The sequence below is a fragment of the Coleofasciculus sp. H7-1 genome (assembly GCF_057473865.1).
The window spans coordinates 115212-130868 of sequence record NZ_JBYCCT010000040.1; the positions used below are offsets into that span (position 1 = coordinate 115212).

Here is a 15657-nt window from a genome sequence, read left to right on the forward strand (position 1 = left end):
TCATCTGTTTAATCGGCTGGTTCGTGGTACGGTTTTAGATCCGTTGATGTCTCAAGAGTTTTATACTCCTCCAAATGCATCCACCCAATCTAAACCCCAAACACTTTCAGGAATTAGCCTTGGACAGCGGCATTGACCGCGATCTGGCTTTGCTCAACTTCATCTCATTGGAAGGAGACGCCTTTTATGAGTATTTGTTGATCTCCGATCGCATTCCCCGGACGAATACTGGAATGGTGAGCAGTTGGTGGCTGCATCGCTATGCTCATGGGGCGAAAGGAGGCTGGTGGTGTTCGGGACTAGACCCGCTCAACCATTGGCGTTTGATGGAGTGGGGGTGTTATAAGCCGAACCATCCCAAGCCGGACAAAAAGGGTAAACTCATCAAGTACGAGCATCCTCCCTGCACGCCGACACGGATTTTTTGTCTGAGAGTGCCCCTTCATATCTGGCAGCAGACTGCATCGCGCTACGGCGTCCCCATGCCAGAGAAGATTGCGATCGCTCAAACTGGAGAAGCGCTGGGATTTTGGCAGTGGGTGCTAGAGATGAAAATTCCGGCGATCCTTTGCGAGGGAGCCAAAAAAGCTGCTGCTTTATTAACGCAAGGATATGCTGCGATCGCTTTACCGGGCATTACTAGCGGCTACCGCGTCACCAAAGACTTTCAAGGCAATGTCCAACGCCGACAATTAATTCCAGACCTTCTCGCCTTCACTCGACTCAAGCGCACCTTTTTCATCTGCTTTGACTACGAAACTCAACCCAAGACTATCAAGGCAGTCAATCACGCGCAAACTCAACTGGGCGAACTGTTAGAGGAACAAAATTGCCCTGTCAAAATTATCCGGCTTCCCGGATTAGAAAAAGGCGTTGATGATTTTATTGTCGCCCAAGGCGCTGCCGCCTTCCAGACAGTCTATGAAGCCAGTGTCAACTTAGAAACTGACCTTGCCAAAAGCAAACCCCACACCGAGTTAACCTATTCCCCAGCACTCACCCTCAACCGTCGCTACCTGGAAAAATTGCCTTTTCCCACCTCTGGATTAGTCGGAATCAAGTCTGCTAAAGGAACCGGAAAAACCACCGCACTTGTATCGCTGATCCAAGAAGCGAAAAATAGAGGCGATCGCGTTCTGCTCCTCACCCATAGAATCCAACTAGGGCAGTTCTTGTGCGAAAAAATAGGAGTGAATTGGATTAATCACCGCACACTCGAAAAGCGGGAGAAAAACTCCCATAACTTATTACCCATTGCCCCATCTTTAGGACTTTGTATTGATTCCATTTGGAAGCTGAACCCAGAACATTGGCAAGGCGCGATCGTGATTCTGGATGAAGTTGAGCAATCCTTATGGCATCTCCTCAACAGCGACACTTGTAAAGACAAGCGAATCAAGATATTAAGAGTCTTCCAGCAGCTAATCTCCACTGTGCTGCAAACTGGCGGTTTGGTTATTGCCCAAGATGCTGACTTATCAGACCTTTCCCTAGACTACCTGAAAGGACTAGCAGGAATTAAAATTGAGCCGTGGGTTGTATTGAATGAGTGGAAGCCTGAAACTGGCTGGGATGTCACCTTCCACAACACCCCAAATCCAACCCTGCTAATTCAACAGTTGGAACTCGATCTGATCGCCGGACGAAAGTGTTATGTTACAACCGATAGTCGTTCTGGGCGTTACAGTTCAGAAACCATCGAGCGCTATATCAAACAACGTCTAGAACAGTTCCTTCGACAATACCCCAAGACGTTAGTAGTCAGTTCTCAAACAACCAACACTCCCGGTCATGAGGCGGTCAATTTTGTTGAAACCATCAATCAAAAAGCCTTAGACTATGACGCAGTTTTTGTGACTCCTAGCCTGGGTACAGGAGTCAGCATTGATGTGGAACATTTCGACCGTGTTTATGGTATTTTTCAAGGGGTAATTCCAGACTCAGAAGCCCGACAAGCATTAGCCAGAGTCCGTCAGAGCGTACCGCGAATTGTTTGGTGTGCTAAACGAGGCATTGGCATGATTGGCAGTGGTAGTAAGAACTATCGGGTACTGTCTCATTGGTACCAGGAAAATCAGAAAGAAAACCTAGCTTTGATGAGTCCGCTTCATCCAGTTGATGTGGATTTGCCCTTAGTTTATGACCTCATTCACCTAAGAACTTGGGCGAAATTTGCAGCTAGAGTAAATGCTTCGATTACCCTGTATCGTCAATCTATGTTAGAAGGATTAATCGCTGAAGGACATCAGGTGAATGTCATGAGTGATGCTCCCCCCCATGAGCGCCTCAGAGAGCTACGGATGGCACTTTTAGCAGCAGCTCCTTGTGATTGGGAAACGTCTAAAAAGCTGGTTCGAGAAATTGTTAAAATTCAACAAGAATTTGAAGATCGTCGCCAAAAAGCTAAATCTATCAAGCATCAAATTGTCAAAATTAGGAATCAAATTGAATTACAAGCAGCCAGTGCAGTTGCTAATTCTCCAGATATCGATCGCAGAGAATATGAGCGTCTGTTAACCAAACGTTCTTTAACGGATGAAGAGCGAAATCAAGTGCAAAAATACATCTTGAAACAGCGTTATGGGGTAGAAGTGACTCCCCAATTAAAGCTGCGGGACGATCGGGGATATTATTCACAGTTGTTGGTTCACTACTATTTGACTCACGAAAGCGAGTATTTACAACTACAAGATCAACAAGAATGGCATCAGCAGTTAGAAAGAGGCGAGGGTAAAGTTTTTCTGCCAGATTTGAATACTTACACTTTAAAGATTGAGGCGTTGAGAGCGTTAGGAGTAGTACAATTTATCCATCCAGATCGTGAATTTCAAGAAACTGATTTAGACTTAATTGAACTCAAAGCTACTGCACTCAGGTGCAGCAAGCACATTAAACGAGCTATCGGAATAAGCATTCCGATGGAAACAGAGAAAGAGCGTCTAAGTTGCATAAAAGTGCTTAGCAAAGTTTTGAATTTACTAGGATTAAAACTAAGGTCATTTAAAAGAAAAGATGATGGGTATAAAAATCCAATAAAAGTTTATAAAATTGACTCAAAAACTCTTGATGATGGCAGAAGCGAAATCTTTGAAGCGTGGCGTTCCAGGGAAGGATTAATGCGGAAGAGTGTTTCCAATGATAAAGTTTTCACCCTGAAAGCTGAAAGATTTAGCACCCCATGCAAACCAGCGCTATTTCATTCCCAGCGATATAGCAATCCTAAGTGATTTCTAAAATTCTCTTCTTTTTCTTTCTTGGCGTTCTTGGCGTTCTTGGCGGTTCGTCAAAAAAATATATTACAAATAAAATAGGATTGCTATAAACTGAGGAACGGCGAGCAACATTGATGAAAAAAACAGCTATTTTAAAAGCTTTTGTATTCAAAGTTACAAATTTAGTTCATACAGAATTCTTCCTTAAGTGCAGGTAAGACATCCTATAAGGATTAATGTAAAACAGGGAACAAGCAACAGGTAAAATTTACTTGTTGAGAACTGTTGCAACCGCTAGGCACAGCGATCGCTATCGAGTAGATAGGCAAACCCGACTTTCGTTGAGCAAGAGTTTCCCTTAGGCTTATCTACGCTAACGCAGGGATGAGTGCAACTGATTGACAAAGCCGTTTGGTTTGTTGAGAGAATACTGATGGTTTGTTGTGCAGCCTACTTTTGCTTTTGCTTCTTTGGGGTAATTTTATATGAACTCAACATACGATTTTCAATACTTTCAGGGGAGTTCTCTTTCCGATCTGTTTGCTCAAGACATCGTAGATGCACGGTATGCATTTATCCTAAATTACCCGGCGACAGCGAGTTGGGCTGCTTACCCTAACAAGAAAAAATACTTTATTCAAGACGGTAGTAGTGAAGCCACCAAAACTTCCTTCGACAAAATTTGCCAGAAGGAACCTTGGAAAAATCTGGCGGTGTTAGGCGATGTCATTCCTGGGGTGATCGTCAGTTCGCCACCAGACGCGCTGATTGACTATTGGCGGGAGCATTTTGGCTTCAGCTACACCAATATAGAGAGGATAGACCGCTCAACTTATCTGGATGAACTCAGCCAGAGGGATACTCCGGAAGAGTCGCTGAGCGATCGCTTTGATAAACTTATCACTCTATTTCCCTTCGATCATCTCAAACCTGAAAAACACGCCGTCAATCCGGACACCCACTACCGCTTGCTTAGCAAAGTAACGCTAGCCGATCTGGGGATACAATGTCCAAAATATGAAACATACAATCTGCACGCCTTTAGCCTGAAAGACATTCAATTACCACAATTCCCATACTTGATCAAAACCTCCCACGGACTGTCAGGAGAAGGCACTTATATTATCAAAAGCCCCAGCGAACTGAACTACTGCTTGCAGGAATTAAGGAAATACCTTGATATTAAGTTCGTGGATACGATTATTGTCTCGGAGTTCGTCAAGAATGAAGTGCAGAACTCCTGCGTGCAGTTCTATGTTAGCAAGGCGGGAGAGATTACGCTCATTGGCACTACAACCCAAATTGTAACTCCAGAAGGCAACTATTTAGGGGGACTCATTCACTACCGCGAAACCGACATGAGCAAGTTCTTTGAGATGATTGCTGCTGTTGGTAAGTATGCTCATCAACAGGGTTATTTCGGCGTGATTGGCTTTGATGTATTGGAAGATAAAGACGGACAACTTTATGCAATCGATGCCAATTTTCGAGTGAATGGCTCGACTCCACTCTGCTTGCAGCGTCATACTTTACTGGGACTGGGAAAAGAGGTAGCTAAATATTCCAGTGATTATCGGATGGATGGGACATTGGACTCTATTCTTGTCACCTTGAAACCAGAACTGGAGCGCAAGGACTTTACGATCTTGTCGGCTTTAGAGAAGGTTAAATACGGAAAGATTTACACCGAAATTTACGGTATTGTTGCTGGAGAGACGACCGAAGATATGCAGCACATCGAGCAGAATTTACAGCATAAAGGATTGCAGTTACTCAGTTAAACGTTAATGGATTGGTTCAAGCATCATCTTCTAGGTTTCAGCTTCATTTCCATCCGATTTTCCCGATTGCAATATTATCCAACCAGCGCTAGCAATCAACGCACTAATCACTAAGAACCCAACATCGTAAACGAATGTATGCGAACCCGTTCTGACATGATGAATGCCTAAAAGATGATGATCGATGACTCCTTCAATAAGATTGAACGATCCAAACCCTAGTAATAGGGAGCCAATGAAGGTTGATGCTGACAAAGAATTACTTTGTTTTGCGGCTCGCCAAAGCAGAAAAATCCCAATTAAGGTCAGTAACCAATCAAACAGATGAAACAAACCATCACCGAGAGTGTTTAGTTCCAAACCGGCAACGGTAGCATCAGTTTTAACACTGGAAAACATATGGTGCCATTGTAATAATTGATGAATTACAATCCCATCAAAAAATCCAGCCTGACCCATTCCTAACACAATACCAGCCGCAATCAGAGGGCGGCGATCGCGCTGATGTATGGAAGAATTTTCTTGACTACTCACCTTAGATGTAGTTTGGTTTGAAGTCATGACAAAACCTCCGTAACAACCTCAGCGCGTACATCACTCCCAGCTAAAACGAATTTTTGAGTGCTGTTCATATTTACTATGGGTAGAAGAAGCCTACTCCCAGTGAATAAGTATAACTTTTCAAAAGTGGCAATTTATATCGAATTAGAGCGGTCTAACACCGTCTATGCTTTAGTTATACTGCACCAGACCAAACAGGCGAGCGCCTTCGGTGACGGGTGCTATTTCAGACGGCAAACCGGGTTATTTGCTCTGTAGCGCTGTTTCCTCTGAAGTTCCCCGGAAGTGGGAAAATGAGACAAATGGCGCTTAGTGACAAAATTGCAAGGAAAGAGGGAAATGCTAAAACGGATTGCCGCACTACTACTCGTGGTATTAAGCGTAAGCTTGCAAAGTTGCACTGTCGCCAGTGCCACCAGTGGCTTAAAAAGCTATGTAGATAGCACCGACGGTTATCAGTTCCTATATCCCAACGGCTGGGTTCCAGTCGAGGTGAAAGGTGGAGCCGATGTCGTGTTCCACGATATCATTGAGCCTTCTGAAAATGTGTCAGTCGTCATTAACCCAGTTGCGGCAGGGAAAACCCTCGCTGAGTTGGGGACACCGACGGAAGTGGGATACAAATTATCAAAAAGCGCGATCGCACCCCCAGGATCGGGACGCGAGGCAGAATTAGTGAACGCTGAAAAGCTGGAATCTAACTCTAAGACTTATTACATACTGGAATACACCGTCAAACTCCCCAATCAGCAACGCCATAATCTTGCCTCTATCGCTGTCAGTCGCGGCAAACTCGTCACCTTTAACGCTTCTACCCCAGAAAAACGCTGGGGAAAGTTGCAGCCGTTGTTGCAGCAAGTCGTTAGTTCATTTTCCGTCTATTGATAGTTATTGACTGATGGCTAATGGCTAATAAAAGTGATGAGAGTTATGAGGATTGAGGCGAAAAGAGAATTATTTAATTCAAAACGCGCTACGCGCCGCTACGAAGAGCAAAACTCAGACGCGATTAATCGCGTCTCTACTTAAAACTTTTTGACAATTAGCAATTCGCCACTGATAACATAACGATGAACCTTCCCACTTTAGTCTTAGCCTCCGCTTCTTTTGCCCGCCGCCGCCTGTTACAAAGTGCCGGGATCGAGCCGGTGGTTTGCCCTAGTGATTTTGATGAGTCTCTAGTCCCAGCTAGCGTTGCATCCGAATTGGTGCAAACTCTGGCGCTGCGTAAAGCTGAAACGGTTGCGAATCAATTTCCAGATGCTTTGATATTGGGATGCGATTCGGTTTTGCTAGTTAACGGCGAGATTCATGGGAAACCAGCAGATGCAGCACAAGCGATCGCCCGTTGGCAAAAAATGCGCTCCCAAATCGGCGAACTCTATACGGGTCATGCTTTAATTGACCTGCAGCAAGACAAAACGGTGGTACGCTGCGGCATCACAAAAGTTTACTTTGCCGATGCGAGCGATCGCCAGATTGAAGCCTACGTCGCCACTGGCGAACCCCTCAACTGTGCTGGCTGCTTTGCCCTCGAAGGGAAAGGCGGACTATTTGTAGACAAACTGGAAGGTTGCCATACGAATGTCATTGGTCTCAGCTTGCCACTACTTCGCCAGATGTTCGGTGAACTGGGATACGATGTCACCGATTTTTGGCAAGGATGAAGGATGAAAAAGGTCCGTTTTCCAGGCTACCAGTTTCCGGCGGGACATCCGTTGCTACTGACAACGAATGACTGACAATTGATTTGTGCCTTTTTCTTAAATTGCTCCGGAATTTGTTAAGGTTCCTAGATTTTTGAGCGAGGCAAAGGATCTGCGTGTCTAATATTGGCTAAGGCAAAGCTTTTGGAGGGCTTTTCTTCATGGGAGTAAGTAACGAGTTTAAAGCACAACTCAAGGCTGGCAAAATTGTTGAGGCACTCACCTTGGCACTCAGCGAAGCCATCGAGTTAGAAATCACCACCTGGGTTTCATCCGCTGACTCAGACACCTCGGCTGGAGTAAGGACAGATCAACCTTTATCCGGTCACTGTATGCGAACCCGCATTAACATTGTGGATGGTGATATTGAAAATGAAGTAGGCAGCGAATTTCTCAATAGTGGCCCCTACAACGAACTGCGAGAATTTCACCTCCAGCAAGTTCAGGAAGGTCGGGAAATCATTCAGGAAAACCTGGCAAACTTGCAACAGTTGTTTACAGTTCTAACGAACACGCTATCTGAGATGCCTGGGTCGCGCTTGCGTTCAAATCCGCAACAAGTGTTACCTCCCATCAATTCAGAAAACCCTTGAGAGTCAGAATAAATGCAAGTCAAAAGTCAACGCTTCACTTTAGGACTGAGTACTGAGTGCTGAGTGCTGAGTATACCCCAGACTTAAAAATCGGGGCTTGACATCAGGACGCGAGAGTTCCTTCGGGCTACATCTACTTGAAACAAATTGCGTCTCTAATTTCCGGTTTGAAAAGGCTTGTACCCTACTTACTCAGTCCTAAATCCTCATTCCTTAGTCCTCAGTCCTAAATCCTCAGTCCTCAGTCCTCATTCCTCAGTCCTCAGTCCTAAATCCTCAGTCCTCAGTCCTAAATCCTCAGTCCTCAGTCCTCATTCCTCAGTCCTAAATCCTCAGTCCTCAGTCCTCAGTCCTCAGTCCTCAGTCCTAAATCCTCAGTCCTAAATCCTCAGTCCTCAGTCCTCAGTCCTCAGTCCTCAGTCCTAAATCCTCAGTCCTCAGTCCTCAGTCCTAAATCCTCAGTCCTAAATCCTCAGTCCTAAATCCTAAATCCTCAGTCCTTGGAAATCAGGTTATGGCGGCAAGCGACAAATTCAAACAACAACTCAAAGCTGGCAAGATTGTTGAGGCACTTTCTACGGCACTCAGTGAGGCGATTGAGTTAGAAATCACCACTTGGGTTAGTTCTGCCGACGTAGACGACAGGACAAGCGAAGAACAACCTAAACCTGGTTCGCGGATGCAGACTCGCATTAATATTGTCGAGGGCGACATCACCAACGAGATTGGCGATCGCTTTCTCAACAATGGTCCCTATAGCGAACTGCGACAATTTCATCTGGAGCAAGTTCAGCAAAGCCGCGAGATTATCAACGACAACCTCAAGAGTTTGCAAAAGTTATTTGGGATGTTGGTAAGAGTGGGGTACCAGAATCCCAATGCTGCCCCGATTCCTCCAGAATTGTCTGGCGTTGATAGTCCTCGCCTACCGCCAGACGAAACCGCAGCTTCCAGCGTGACGATTGAGCCGGAAGTGTCGCTTGTTGAGGAGTCAGCAACAGATGCGATCGCGTTTGACCCCCGTGTGGAGATTGACACGGTTTCTGACACTGCACCCATTCCACCACCCATCACACCCGATTTCTTGCCCCCAGCGACACCAGAAACCCCTGTAGAGCCAGCCGTGAGTGCAGATGTTGAGGAGTCAGCAACAGATGCGATCGCGTTTGACCCCCGTGTGGAGATTGACACGGTTTCTGACACTGCACCCATTCCACCACCCGTCACACCCGATTTCTTGCCCCCAGCGACACCAGAAACCCCTGTAGAGCCAGTCGTGAGTGCCCAGGAGTGGGAAGAAGCCGTCATGCAGGAACCGCCGTTTGAGCCAGGGTGGACGCCCGAATTCGGCTCGGCGGTGAACTGGGGAACTGAGGAGGAGTGGGAAGAAGTGGAAGTGGAGGAGGAACCGCTACACCGCTTCTCAGGGGGGTTTGCGCCTGTTGAAGAAGATGAGGACTGGAATGAGAATGACGACGGCTGGGAAGAAGATGAGGAACCGCCAACGATGCCTGATATCAGCAGTAATAGCGATCGCATTTCAGATCCAATAGCAGTTTTGTTTGGAGACACCCCAGTGGAACCGCCCCAGTCTTCTCCACCGATGTCAGAGAATACGCGATCGCCCGTCAACATTGAAGAGGCTTTGTTTTCAGAAACACCGCCAAAGCCGTCTGATGAATCTGAAGAAGATGAAGATGAATTTGGCAATCCATCGCCTCCGCCACCATCCAAATAATCATTAAAACAAAACTCGACTCTTACAACAATGGTTAATACACCAGATACCAACAGCAACGAGATTAATCCCAACCTGCGGAAAAAATTTAACAACTTTTTGCAGTCCCTGAGCGATGTGCTAATCGACATCACGGCTCTCGAAGTAAATACAATGGTCGTGGATCACATTAGCGGGAGTAAGTTTATTCCCTGGGAAGCGTATCGAGATATTTACCCCATTTCCACAACCTATCTAGAAAGGGCGGGAATCCATCCATCTCTATGGTCTCGGTATCTGAGTCTGCGTAAACAAATCGAGACGGAGTATTGCCTGTACTACCTTGAGGAGCAACTTTTAGAACAGGATGCTTCGCAGCTAAGAGAGTATGTCCGAATTCTCAGCGATCCCACAACAGAACTGGATATTCAAAGAACAAAACTGCCTAACCCGCTCAGTCCTTCTGCAAATCCGGCTGTTGAGATTAACAAGATTCAAAACCTACTCGACGACGGCAGATTTTTACGTAGCTTGCGGAAGGTTGATGAACTGAAAGCTGCCCTTGATAATCGGAATAAATCTTTGCAAAAAAGCGAAGCATCTCAAGCAGAAGACCCAGTTGGAGAAGTAACAACCGACATGATTTATGCCCAATCGATTATTCAGTTAGATGGAGATATTATCAACCGCTATCATCAGAGACTTTTTGAACACGAGCATAAAGATATCATTTTAGAGATACACAGACAGGGTGTTACTGCGGGTGAAAAACAGTGGCATGGGTTATTAGAATTTATGGTAAATTTAGTAGAATCGCTGGTCAATCAAGGCGGTTTATCTATTAAAAATTTATTCAACAACCGAAATTAATCACCATAAAACTGACCCAATAAAACAGGAAAGATGAGCTGAGAAGGAGTGGGAAATTATCTATCAGGTTCCTTTAGGCAACCTCTTCATTTAGATTCGTACATTCAAATCGAGGAAGTCAAAGATGCGAAGGGACAGTTAGTGTCTCACTTCATCAGATTCAACTTAGATGAAAACCTCCTCGATCGGATTTTGCAAGCCAGAACCAATGGACAAAACTTATCCATCTCCCGGCGTTTGTTAGCAGAGTTGCGTTCTTATGCGCTAGTAGATGCGGGAAGCTGCTTACAGTCTGGGCTGGTTTTCTGTACTCACTACGATCAAACTGAGAGTAGATCGGTATCGGAAAACTTTGTCATGCAGAGTGCGATCGCTCTCGATGGAGATATCATTCACCAAATTCGCCACGATTGTCTTAAAGATTCTACTTGGTGTTTAGCGATCGCCACTGCCCACCACTGGCTGATCGATCAACTGCTCAATCAGCTACAGCTCAAGATTGCCTTATGGTTAAATGGGCTATCTTGGATGCTCTCTTTGCTAACTACGGCGGCGACAGTTATCTCTAACTTACAGCGCCTGAATTTATGGACGCTGTTAGCATCGGTAGCGATGGCGTGGTTCTTGCAAGTAGGCTTTAAGCGTCTGCTGCTGTTATTTTTGCCGTTGCTGAGACGTTGGGTTTTTCGTCAATTGTTGTTGCGCTTGCTTTCTGCCAATCCGAGGCACAGAAAGATTGCTAAAGGTATTTTAGGGCGGTTCGTGCCATAACAAAAGGTTCAATATTCCCCCCTCTCCGTCCACGGAGAGGGGTTGGGGGTGAAGTTCCTTTTAGAACCGCTATATTCGAGTTAGGTTGCATGAAGACTAGCGATCGCTCTACTCCCATCGCTCTAACGAACTCGATAAAACTGACTCGTATGCAGCACCGCTTCACCATGATCCGGAATCCATGCTACCCATTCGTCCTCAGACTGCTGGCAAAGTAGCAACGCTTCATCATGGCTATAGGGGTTGGGAAGTTCTAGCAACTGTACCCAAGTCGAATCCTGATACTCCATCTGAGACGGGGTTCGATTGGGTTGAGGTGCCCAGTTTACAGTCCGAGACAACAACGGAAGCACGCAATAATTCAATGTCATATCTGTTTCCCCTTCAATCGCAACATAGCACCCATCGGCTGACTGCTCTCCATCGCAGTTAAGAGCCTCCACCGAGCAGCTATTTTCAAAACATTTCTGTAACAAATGCTACAGAATTTTTGCCAATCAAATCAACTACCTGTCTTAAAACTTTATGTTTGCTAAGACAGAACCAAAGAGGGATGCAAGATCCAGCTAATAAATTCTTTGTGTTGAAAAAATAACCACTCAGAAATGACTACTTCACCGTTGAAGATTTTATGGGTACAGCGGTGGAATCAGGTGAGGCTTCGACGACAACAGCCGCTTTATTTTCTGCCACCAATTTAGGTTTTAAGTAAAGATTTTCCAACAAGACAGCTGCACCCGCCACCCAAGGAGGAACAATCAACGCGCCAAGAATGCCTAAAACCTGCGTTCCTCCCAGCACCGCCAGCAGTTGATACAAAGGATGGACTTTCACGGAAGAACCTACTAGCAGCGGATCGAGTACATAAGTTTCCACATTCTGGATAATCACGAACAACAGCAGCACCCACAGGAACGTCCACCCACCTTGAGAAACTGCCACGATGAGAGCGGGAACTGCTCCCAAAACTGGTCCCACAAAGGGGATCAAATTGGTGAAACCAGCGATAACGCCAAGTCCTAGTGCAAACTCCGATAGCCCTAAAAAACCTAAGCCAAGGGTAATCGCTACCCCTAAAATCCCTGAAACCGCAACTCGACCTTGGATATAATTCCCCATCCGCTGGCTCATCGGTGCCACTTGAGCCTCCAGACGTTCATCCCAAGGCGACGGGAACAGCTGCACCAAACCTTTAACCAGGTTTTGACTACCAGCCACCATATAACCGGAAATCAATAAAGCCAAAATTAGGCTAAAAACGCCGCCTATAATTCCTCTGGTGATGTCGTAAGAGCGCAACAGGACTTGTTGACTGGAACGAAACACCCAACTGGTCAGCGCTTGGGTATCAAGGAGTTGGCTGACTAAATCGGGTCGCTCGTCATTGTAACTGACCACGATTTTCTGAACGAGTGCCCGAAGATTTTCGATGTATACTGGCAAATTGACGGCAAGCAGTTGAATCTGCTCGGCTACGGTAGGGCCGATGATCAATCCCGCCCCAACGATGCCAGAAATTAGCGTTACATAAACAACAATTACCGCCAACCACCGGGGAAGCTGCAAGCGTTCCGCCTTGTCGATGAGGGGGGCAATCGTTGCTGCAATGACTACGGCAACCATGAGGATGACTAGCAGACTCCGCAGCTGCCATAGCAACACCCCCAGCAAACTGGTGGCGACAATTAGCAGTATATTAGATAGAGAAATTGCAGTGCGCCGCTCTAACATGATTTAGTAGCGATGGGCTAGATGAACTACCTACACAAAGAATAGCGCTATCGTGTGGGCTTCCAGCGTCGCCGGGGAATGCCTCAGTTTAGACTTGCACCCTCCCTTTGTTGGAATACACACTCGTAACCTAACCCCCAACCCCTTCCCTAAAGAGGGAAGGGGAGCCATCTTCAAAGCACAATTTTAGGTATGCGGTTCAGTTTAGCTTACAGGACTTACGCAAAGCTTATACATATAGTGTTCTTGTCGGTTCAATCCCCCTGTGGTTGCCCTTACTATGTCGCGCAAGTTGCGTAAGTCCTGATTTGCTGATGGGGATCTTTGGGTATTGACATGAGGAGTTTCCTTAATTTAGCCGTGTTAGAAAAGGCATCTAACGGCAGAAGAAGAAGAAATCAGAACCCGATCCTATTGCCAAAAGGTGTATTTTCTGGATAGAAAGTCGCACGCTCCGCAGGTTAAAGTTTTACATGAGCTTACTGATTCTGGATTGATTTTAAGGGGGTGTGTGTGGAATTTTTTAACATTAACAATTCCCTTGGATTTCTAGAGCAACTTTCTGGGTTATGTTGCAAAAACTTACTTAAAAAAGTCAGGACTTACGCAAATAGCACCACATCTGAGGGCAACCACAGGGGGATTGAACCCGAAAAAACGCTATATGTATAAGCTTTGCGTAAGTCCTGAAAGTTTGGGTACGGAAATCGGGATTTAACCGCTGATTCTATATAAATCTACAACACTTTACTCATAGATACATAGCACCACTCCCGACCCAGAGGAATAGGATGTCGAATTTTGATCTCGTTCTGAAATTATTGCTGCAACTGACCGTTATTCTCGCTACTTGTCGCATTGTGTCGATGATTGGGCGGCGCTATTTTGGTCAAACCGATGTTGTCTGCGAGATGATCGCGGGGGTAATGTTAGGGCCATCTCTGTTTGGTCTGCTTCTTCCTGATGTGCAGCAATGGCTGTTTCCCAAAGCCGCGATTGTCATTGATGCGGCAACGAAAATACCCAACCCATCAATGTCGATTCTCTTTGCCATCAGTCAGATTGGGTTGGTCATTTATATGTTCTTGATCGGCTTAGAGTTTAATACCGATCTGATCAAGCGCCGAGTCAAGAGTGCAGGTTTGGTATCCGGGGCAGGAATTTTGGCTCCCTTCATCTTAGGCGCGATCGCTGCTTTGTTGTTGTACGGCAATGGCGAACTCTTCAAACCTGGAATTACTCGTCCGGCAGCAGCGTTATATCTGGGCGCATCCATGTCGATTACAGCATTTCCCATGCTAGCCCGGATGCTATACGAACGCGGCATCGCCAAAACCCGCTTCGGGACGCTGGCACTGGCAGCAGGTTCGATCGATGATGCGACGGCATGGTGTTTGTTGGCGATTGTACTCGCCAGCATTAAAGGCAGCGCCAGTATTGCCGCTTTTGCGATTGGCGGGGGTTTTGGCTACGTGTTGTTGATGATTTTCGTGGGGCGACCGGCATTTACCTTCTTCTCACGTCGGACTCAGCAAGAGAAGGGCGTGACGATGCAAACCCTGACATTAGTATTGATAGTTTTGATGTTATGCGCGTGGTTTACCGATTTGGTAGGCATTTATGCGGTGTTTGGGGCGTTTATTCTGGGCACGGTGATGCCACGGGGCGAATTTGCCGATCAAGTGCGCCACCACACTGAGTTTTTGACCACTTCGTTTTTGCTACCGATTTTCTTCGTCTTCTCCGGACTGAACACGCAAATCGGGTTAGTTAACACGCCGCAATTATGGGCGATCGCATTATTGATTATCATGATAGCGATCGCGGGTAAAGGGCTAGCTTGTATGCTGGCAGCAAAACTCGCAGGTGAAAGTTGGCGCGAGTCCGCAACCATTGGGGCACTAATGAACGCACGAGGATTGATGGAGTTAATTATCCTCAACATTGGTTTAGAGGAAGGTGTAATTACGCCAACCTTATTTACCATCATGGTAGTTATGGCAATTATCACTACGCTAATGGCATCACCACTGGTTTCATTGTTGTTGCAAGGAACAAACTATGAACCTGTTCCCAGATAAGTAACACCCTGTGCAACTTTTTCTTAGCCCCGTTTTAAAGCCTACCGTGTTGTACACACAAGTGACCTATTTTGCTCAAAGCCCTCCCAGACATAACCCCAGCCCCTTCATCTCAGGACTTACGCAAAGCTTATACATATAGCATTTTGTAGGGGCAAGGGCAATCCCTCTGTGATTGCCCCTATATGTGGTGATGTTGCGTAAGTCCTGAGTTGCCCTAGGATCTCGCCTTCACGAATCATTTAGGATTGCTATAACGATAATCAGACAGAAAAAAACCTTGACTCCATAAGAAGCCAAGGCTTTTTTGCATTGATAATGAGTTGTTATGGCGCAAGCGTTCACTACCTAAGACCGCTCTGATGGAGGGTTGAGCCTCCCCTCGGTAGTAACAAAGTGGAGGAAGCGACAAAAACTCCACACCGTCCATGCCTTTTGTTATTCAAACCGTTCGGTCATCTGGCGTCGCTCTTCTTTGATGACCGATTCTGGGCCACTGCGGCATAACGCCCATCCGGTGTTTTGTTTTCCTTAATCAGAATAACAATCGCCAATTTAAATGTTGTCGTGCTAGCGGTAGAACCGATGTCAGTCTGTGGTTGCAACTCCCAGCTTTCCTAACATCTATCCCCGG

General features: G+C 46.1%; 14 protein-coding genes. 10 read left to right on the top strand and 4 right to left on the bottom strand.

The annotated features are described in order from the left end of the window. The first annotated feature begins 74 nt into the window (after positions 1-74). Positions 75-3227 carry a plasmid replication protein, CyRepA1 family gene (locus AC2VDX_RS10930; RefSeq protein WP_378179732.1) on the top strand — a complete coding sequence of 1051 codons (3153 nt, stop codon included), beginning with the start codon at positions 75-77 and terminating at the stop codon, positions 3225-3227. A gap of 470 nt (positions 3228-3697) precedes the next feature. Then, a complete protein-coding gene (locus tag AC2VDX_RS10935; protein WP_378179728.1) occupies positions 3698-4993 on the top strand; it encodes an ATP-grasp domain-containing protein in 1296 nt (431 codons plus the stop codon). A 30-nt stretch (positions 4994-5023) separates the two neighbouring features. On the opposite strand, the gene AC2VDX_RS10940 is transcribed toward AC2VDX_RS10935, so the two are convergent. Next, positions 5024-5554, bottom strand: coding sequence for a DUF2243 domain-containing protein (locus AC2VDX_RS10940; protein ID WP_378179726.1), 531 nt, complete (start codon positions 5552-5554; stop codon positions 5024-5026). Between the two features lie 339 nt (positions 5555-5893). On the opposite strand from AC2VDX_RS10940, the gene psbP reads away from it, so the two are divergent. The 7 genes from psbP to AC2VDX_RS10975 all read left to right on the top strand — a co-directional run bounded on the left by psbP (position 5894) and on the right by AC2VDX_RS10975 (position 11211). Continuing rightward, positions 5894-6439, top strand: coding sequence for a photosystem II reaction center PsbP (gene psbP, locus AC2VDX_RS10945; protein ID WP_378179724.1), 546 nt, complete (start codon positions 5894-5896; stop codon positions 6437-6439). A 185-nt stretch (positions 6440-6624) separates the two neighbouring features. Continuing rightward, positions 6625-7221: a Maf family protein gene (locus AC2VDX_RS10950; RefSeq protein ID WP_378179722.1), complete on the top strand. Its 597-nt coding sequence runs from the start codon at positions 6625-6627 to the stop codon at positions 7219-7221. A gap of 200 nt (positions 7222-7421) precedes the next feature. Further along, entirely contained in the window at positions 7422-7853 is a 432-nt protein-coding gene (locus AC2VDX_RS10955) for a hypothetical protein (RefSeq protein ID WP_378179721.1), read from the top strand. A gap of 177 nt (positions 7854-8030) precedes the next feature. Then, positions 8031-8237, top strand: a complete 207-nt coding sequence (locus AC2VDX_RS10960; RefSeq protein ID WP_378179719.1) for a hypothetical protein — start codon at positions 8031-8033, stop codon at positions 8235-8237. A gap of 130 nt (positions 8238-8367) precedes the next feature. Next, entirely contained in the window at positions 8368-9591 is a 1224-nt protein-coding gene (locus AC2VDX_RS10965; protein ID WP_378179717.1) for a hypothetical protein, read from the top strand. Positions 9592-9621: 30 nt separating this feature from the next. Then, positions 9622-10440, top strand: coding sequence for a hypothetical protein (locus tag AC2VDX_RS10970; RefSeq protein ID WP_378179715.1), 819 nt, complete (start codon positions 9622-9624; stop codon positions 10438-10440). 141 nt (positions 10441-10581) lie between these two features. Further along, the gene (locus AC2VDX_RS10975; protein ID WP_378179713.1) at positions 10582-11211 is read left to right on the top strand and encodes a hypothetical protein; all 630 of its coding nucleotides are present in this window, start codon (positions 10582-10584) and stop codon (positions 11209-11211) included. 122 nt (positions 11212-11333) lie between these two features. Here the strand turns inward: AC2VDX_RS10975 and AC2VDX_RS10980 are convergent, their stop codons facing one another. After that, positions 11334-11582 (bottom strand): hypothetical protein, encoded by a 249-nt coding sequence (locus tag AC2VDX_RS10980; protein ID WP_378179710.1) that lies wholly within the window; start codon positions 11580-11582, stop codon positions 11334-11336. 238 nt (positions 11583-11820) lie between these two features. Then, entirely contained in the window at positions 11821-12942 is a 1122-nt protein-coding gene (locus AC2VDX_RS10985; protein WP_378179707.1) for an AI-2E family transporter, read from the bottom strand. A gap of 791 nt (positions 12943-13733) precedes the next feature. Between AC2VDX_RS10985 and AC2VDX_RS10990 the strand changes: the two genes are divergently transcribed. Further along, entirely contained in the window at positions 13734-15023 is a 1290-nt protein-coding gene (locus AC2VDX_RS10990) for a cation:proton antiporter (protein WP_378179705.1), read from the top strand. 455 nt (positions 15024-15478) lie between these two features. Here the strand turns inward: AC2VDX_RS10990 and AC2VDX_RS10995 are convergent, their stop codons facing one another. Continuing rightward, positions 15479-15628: a hypothetical protein gene (locus AC2VDX_RS10995; RefSeq protein WP_378179702.1), complete on the bottom strand. Its 150-nt coding sequence runs from the start codon at positions 15626-15628 to the stop codon at positions 15479-15481. Between the last annotated feature and the right edge of the window lie 29 nt (positions 15629-15657).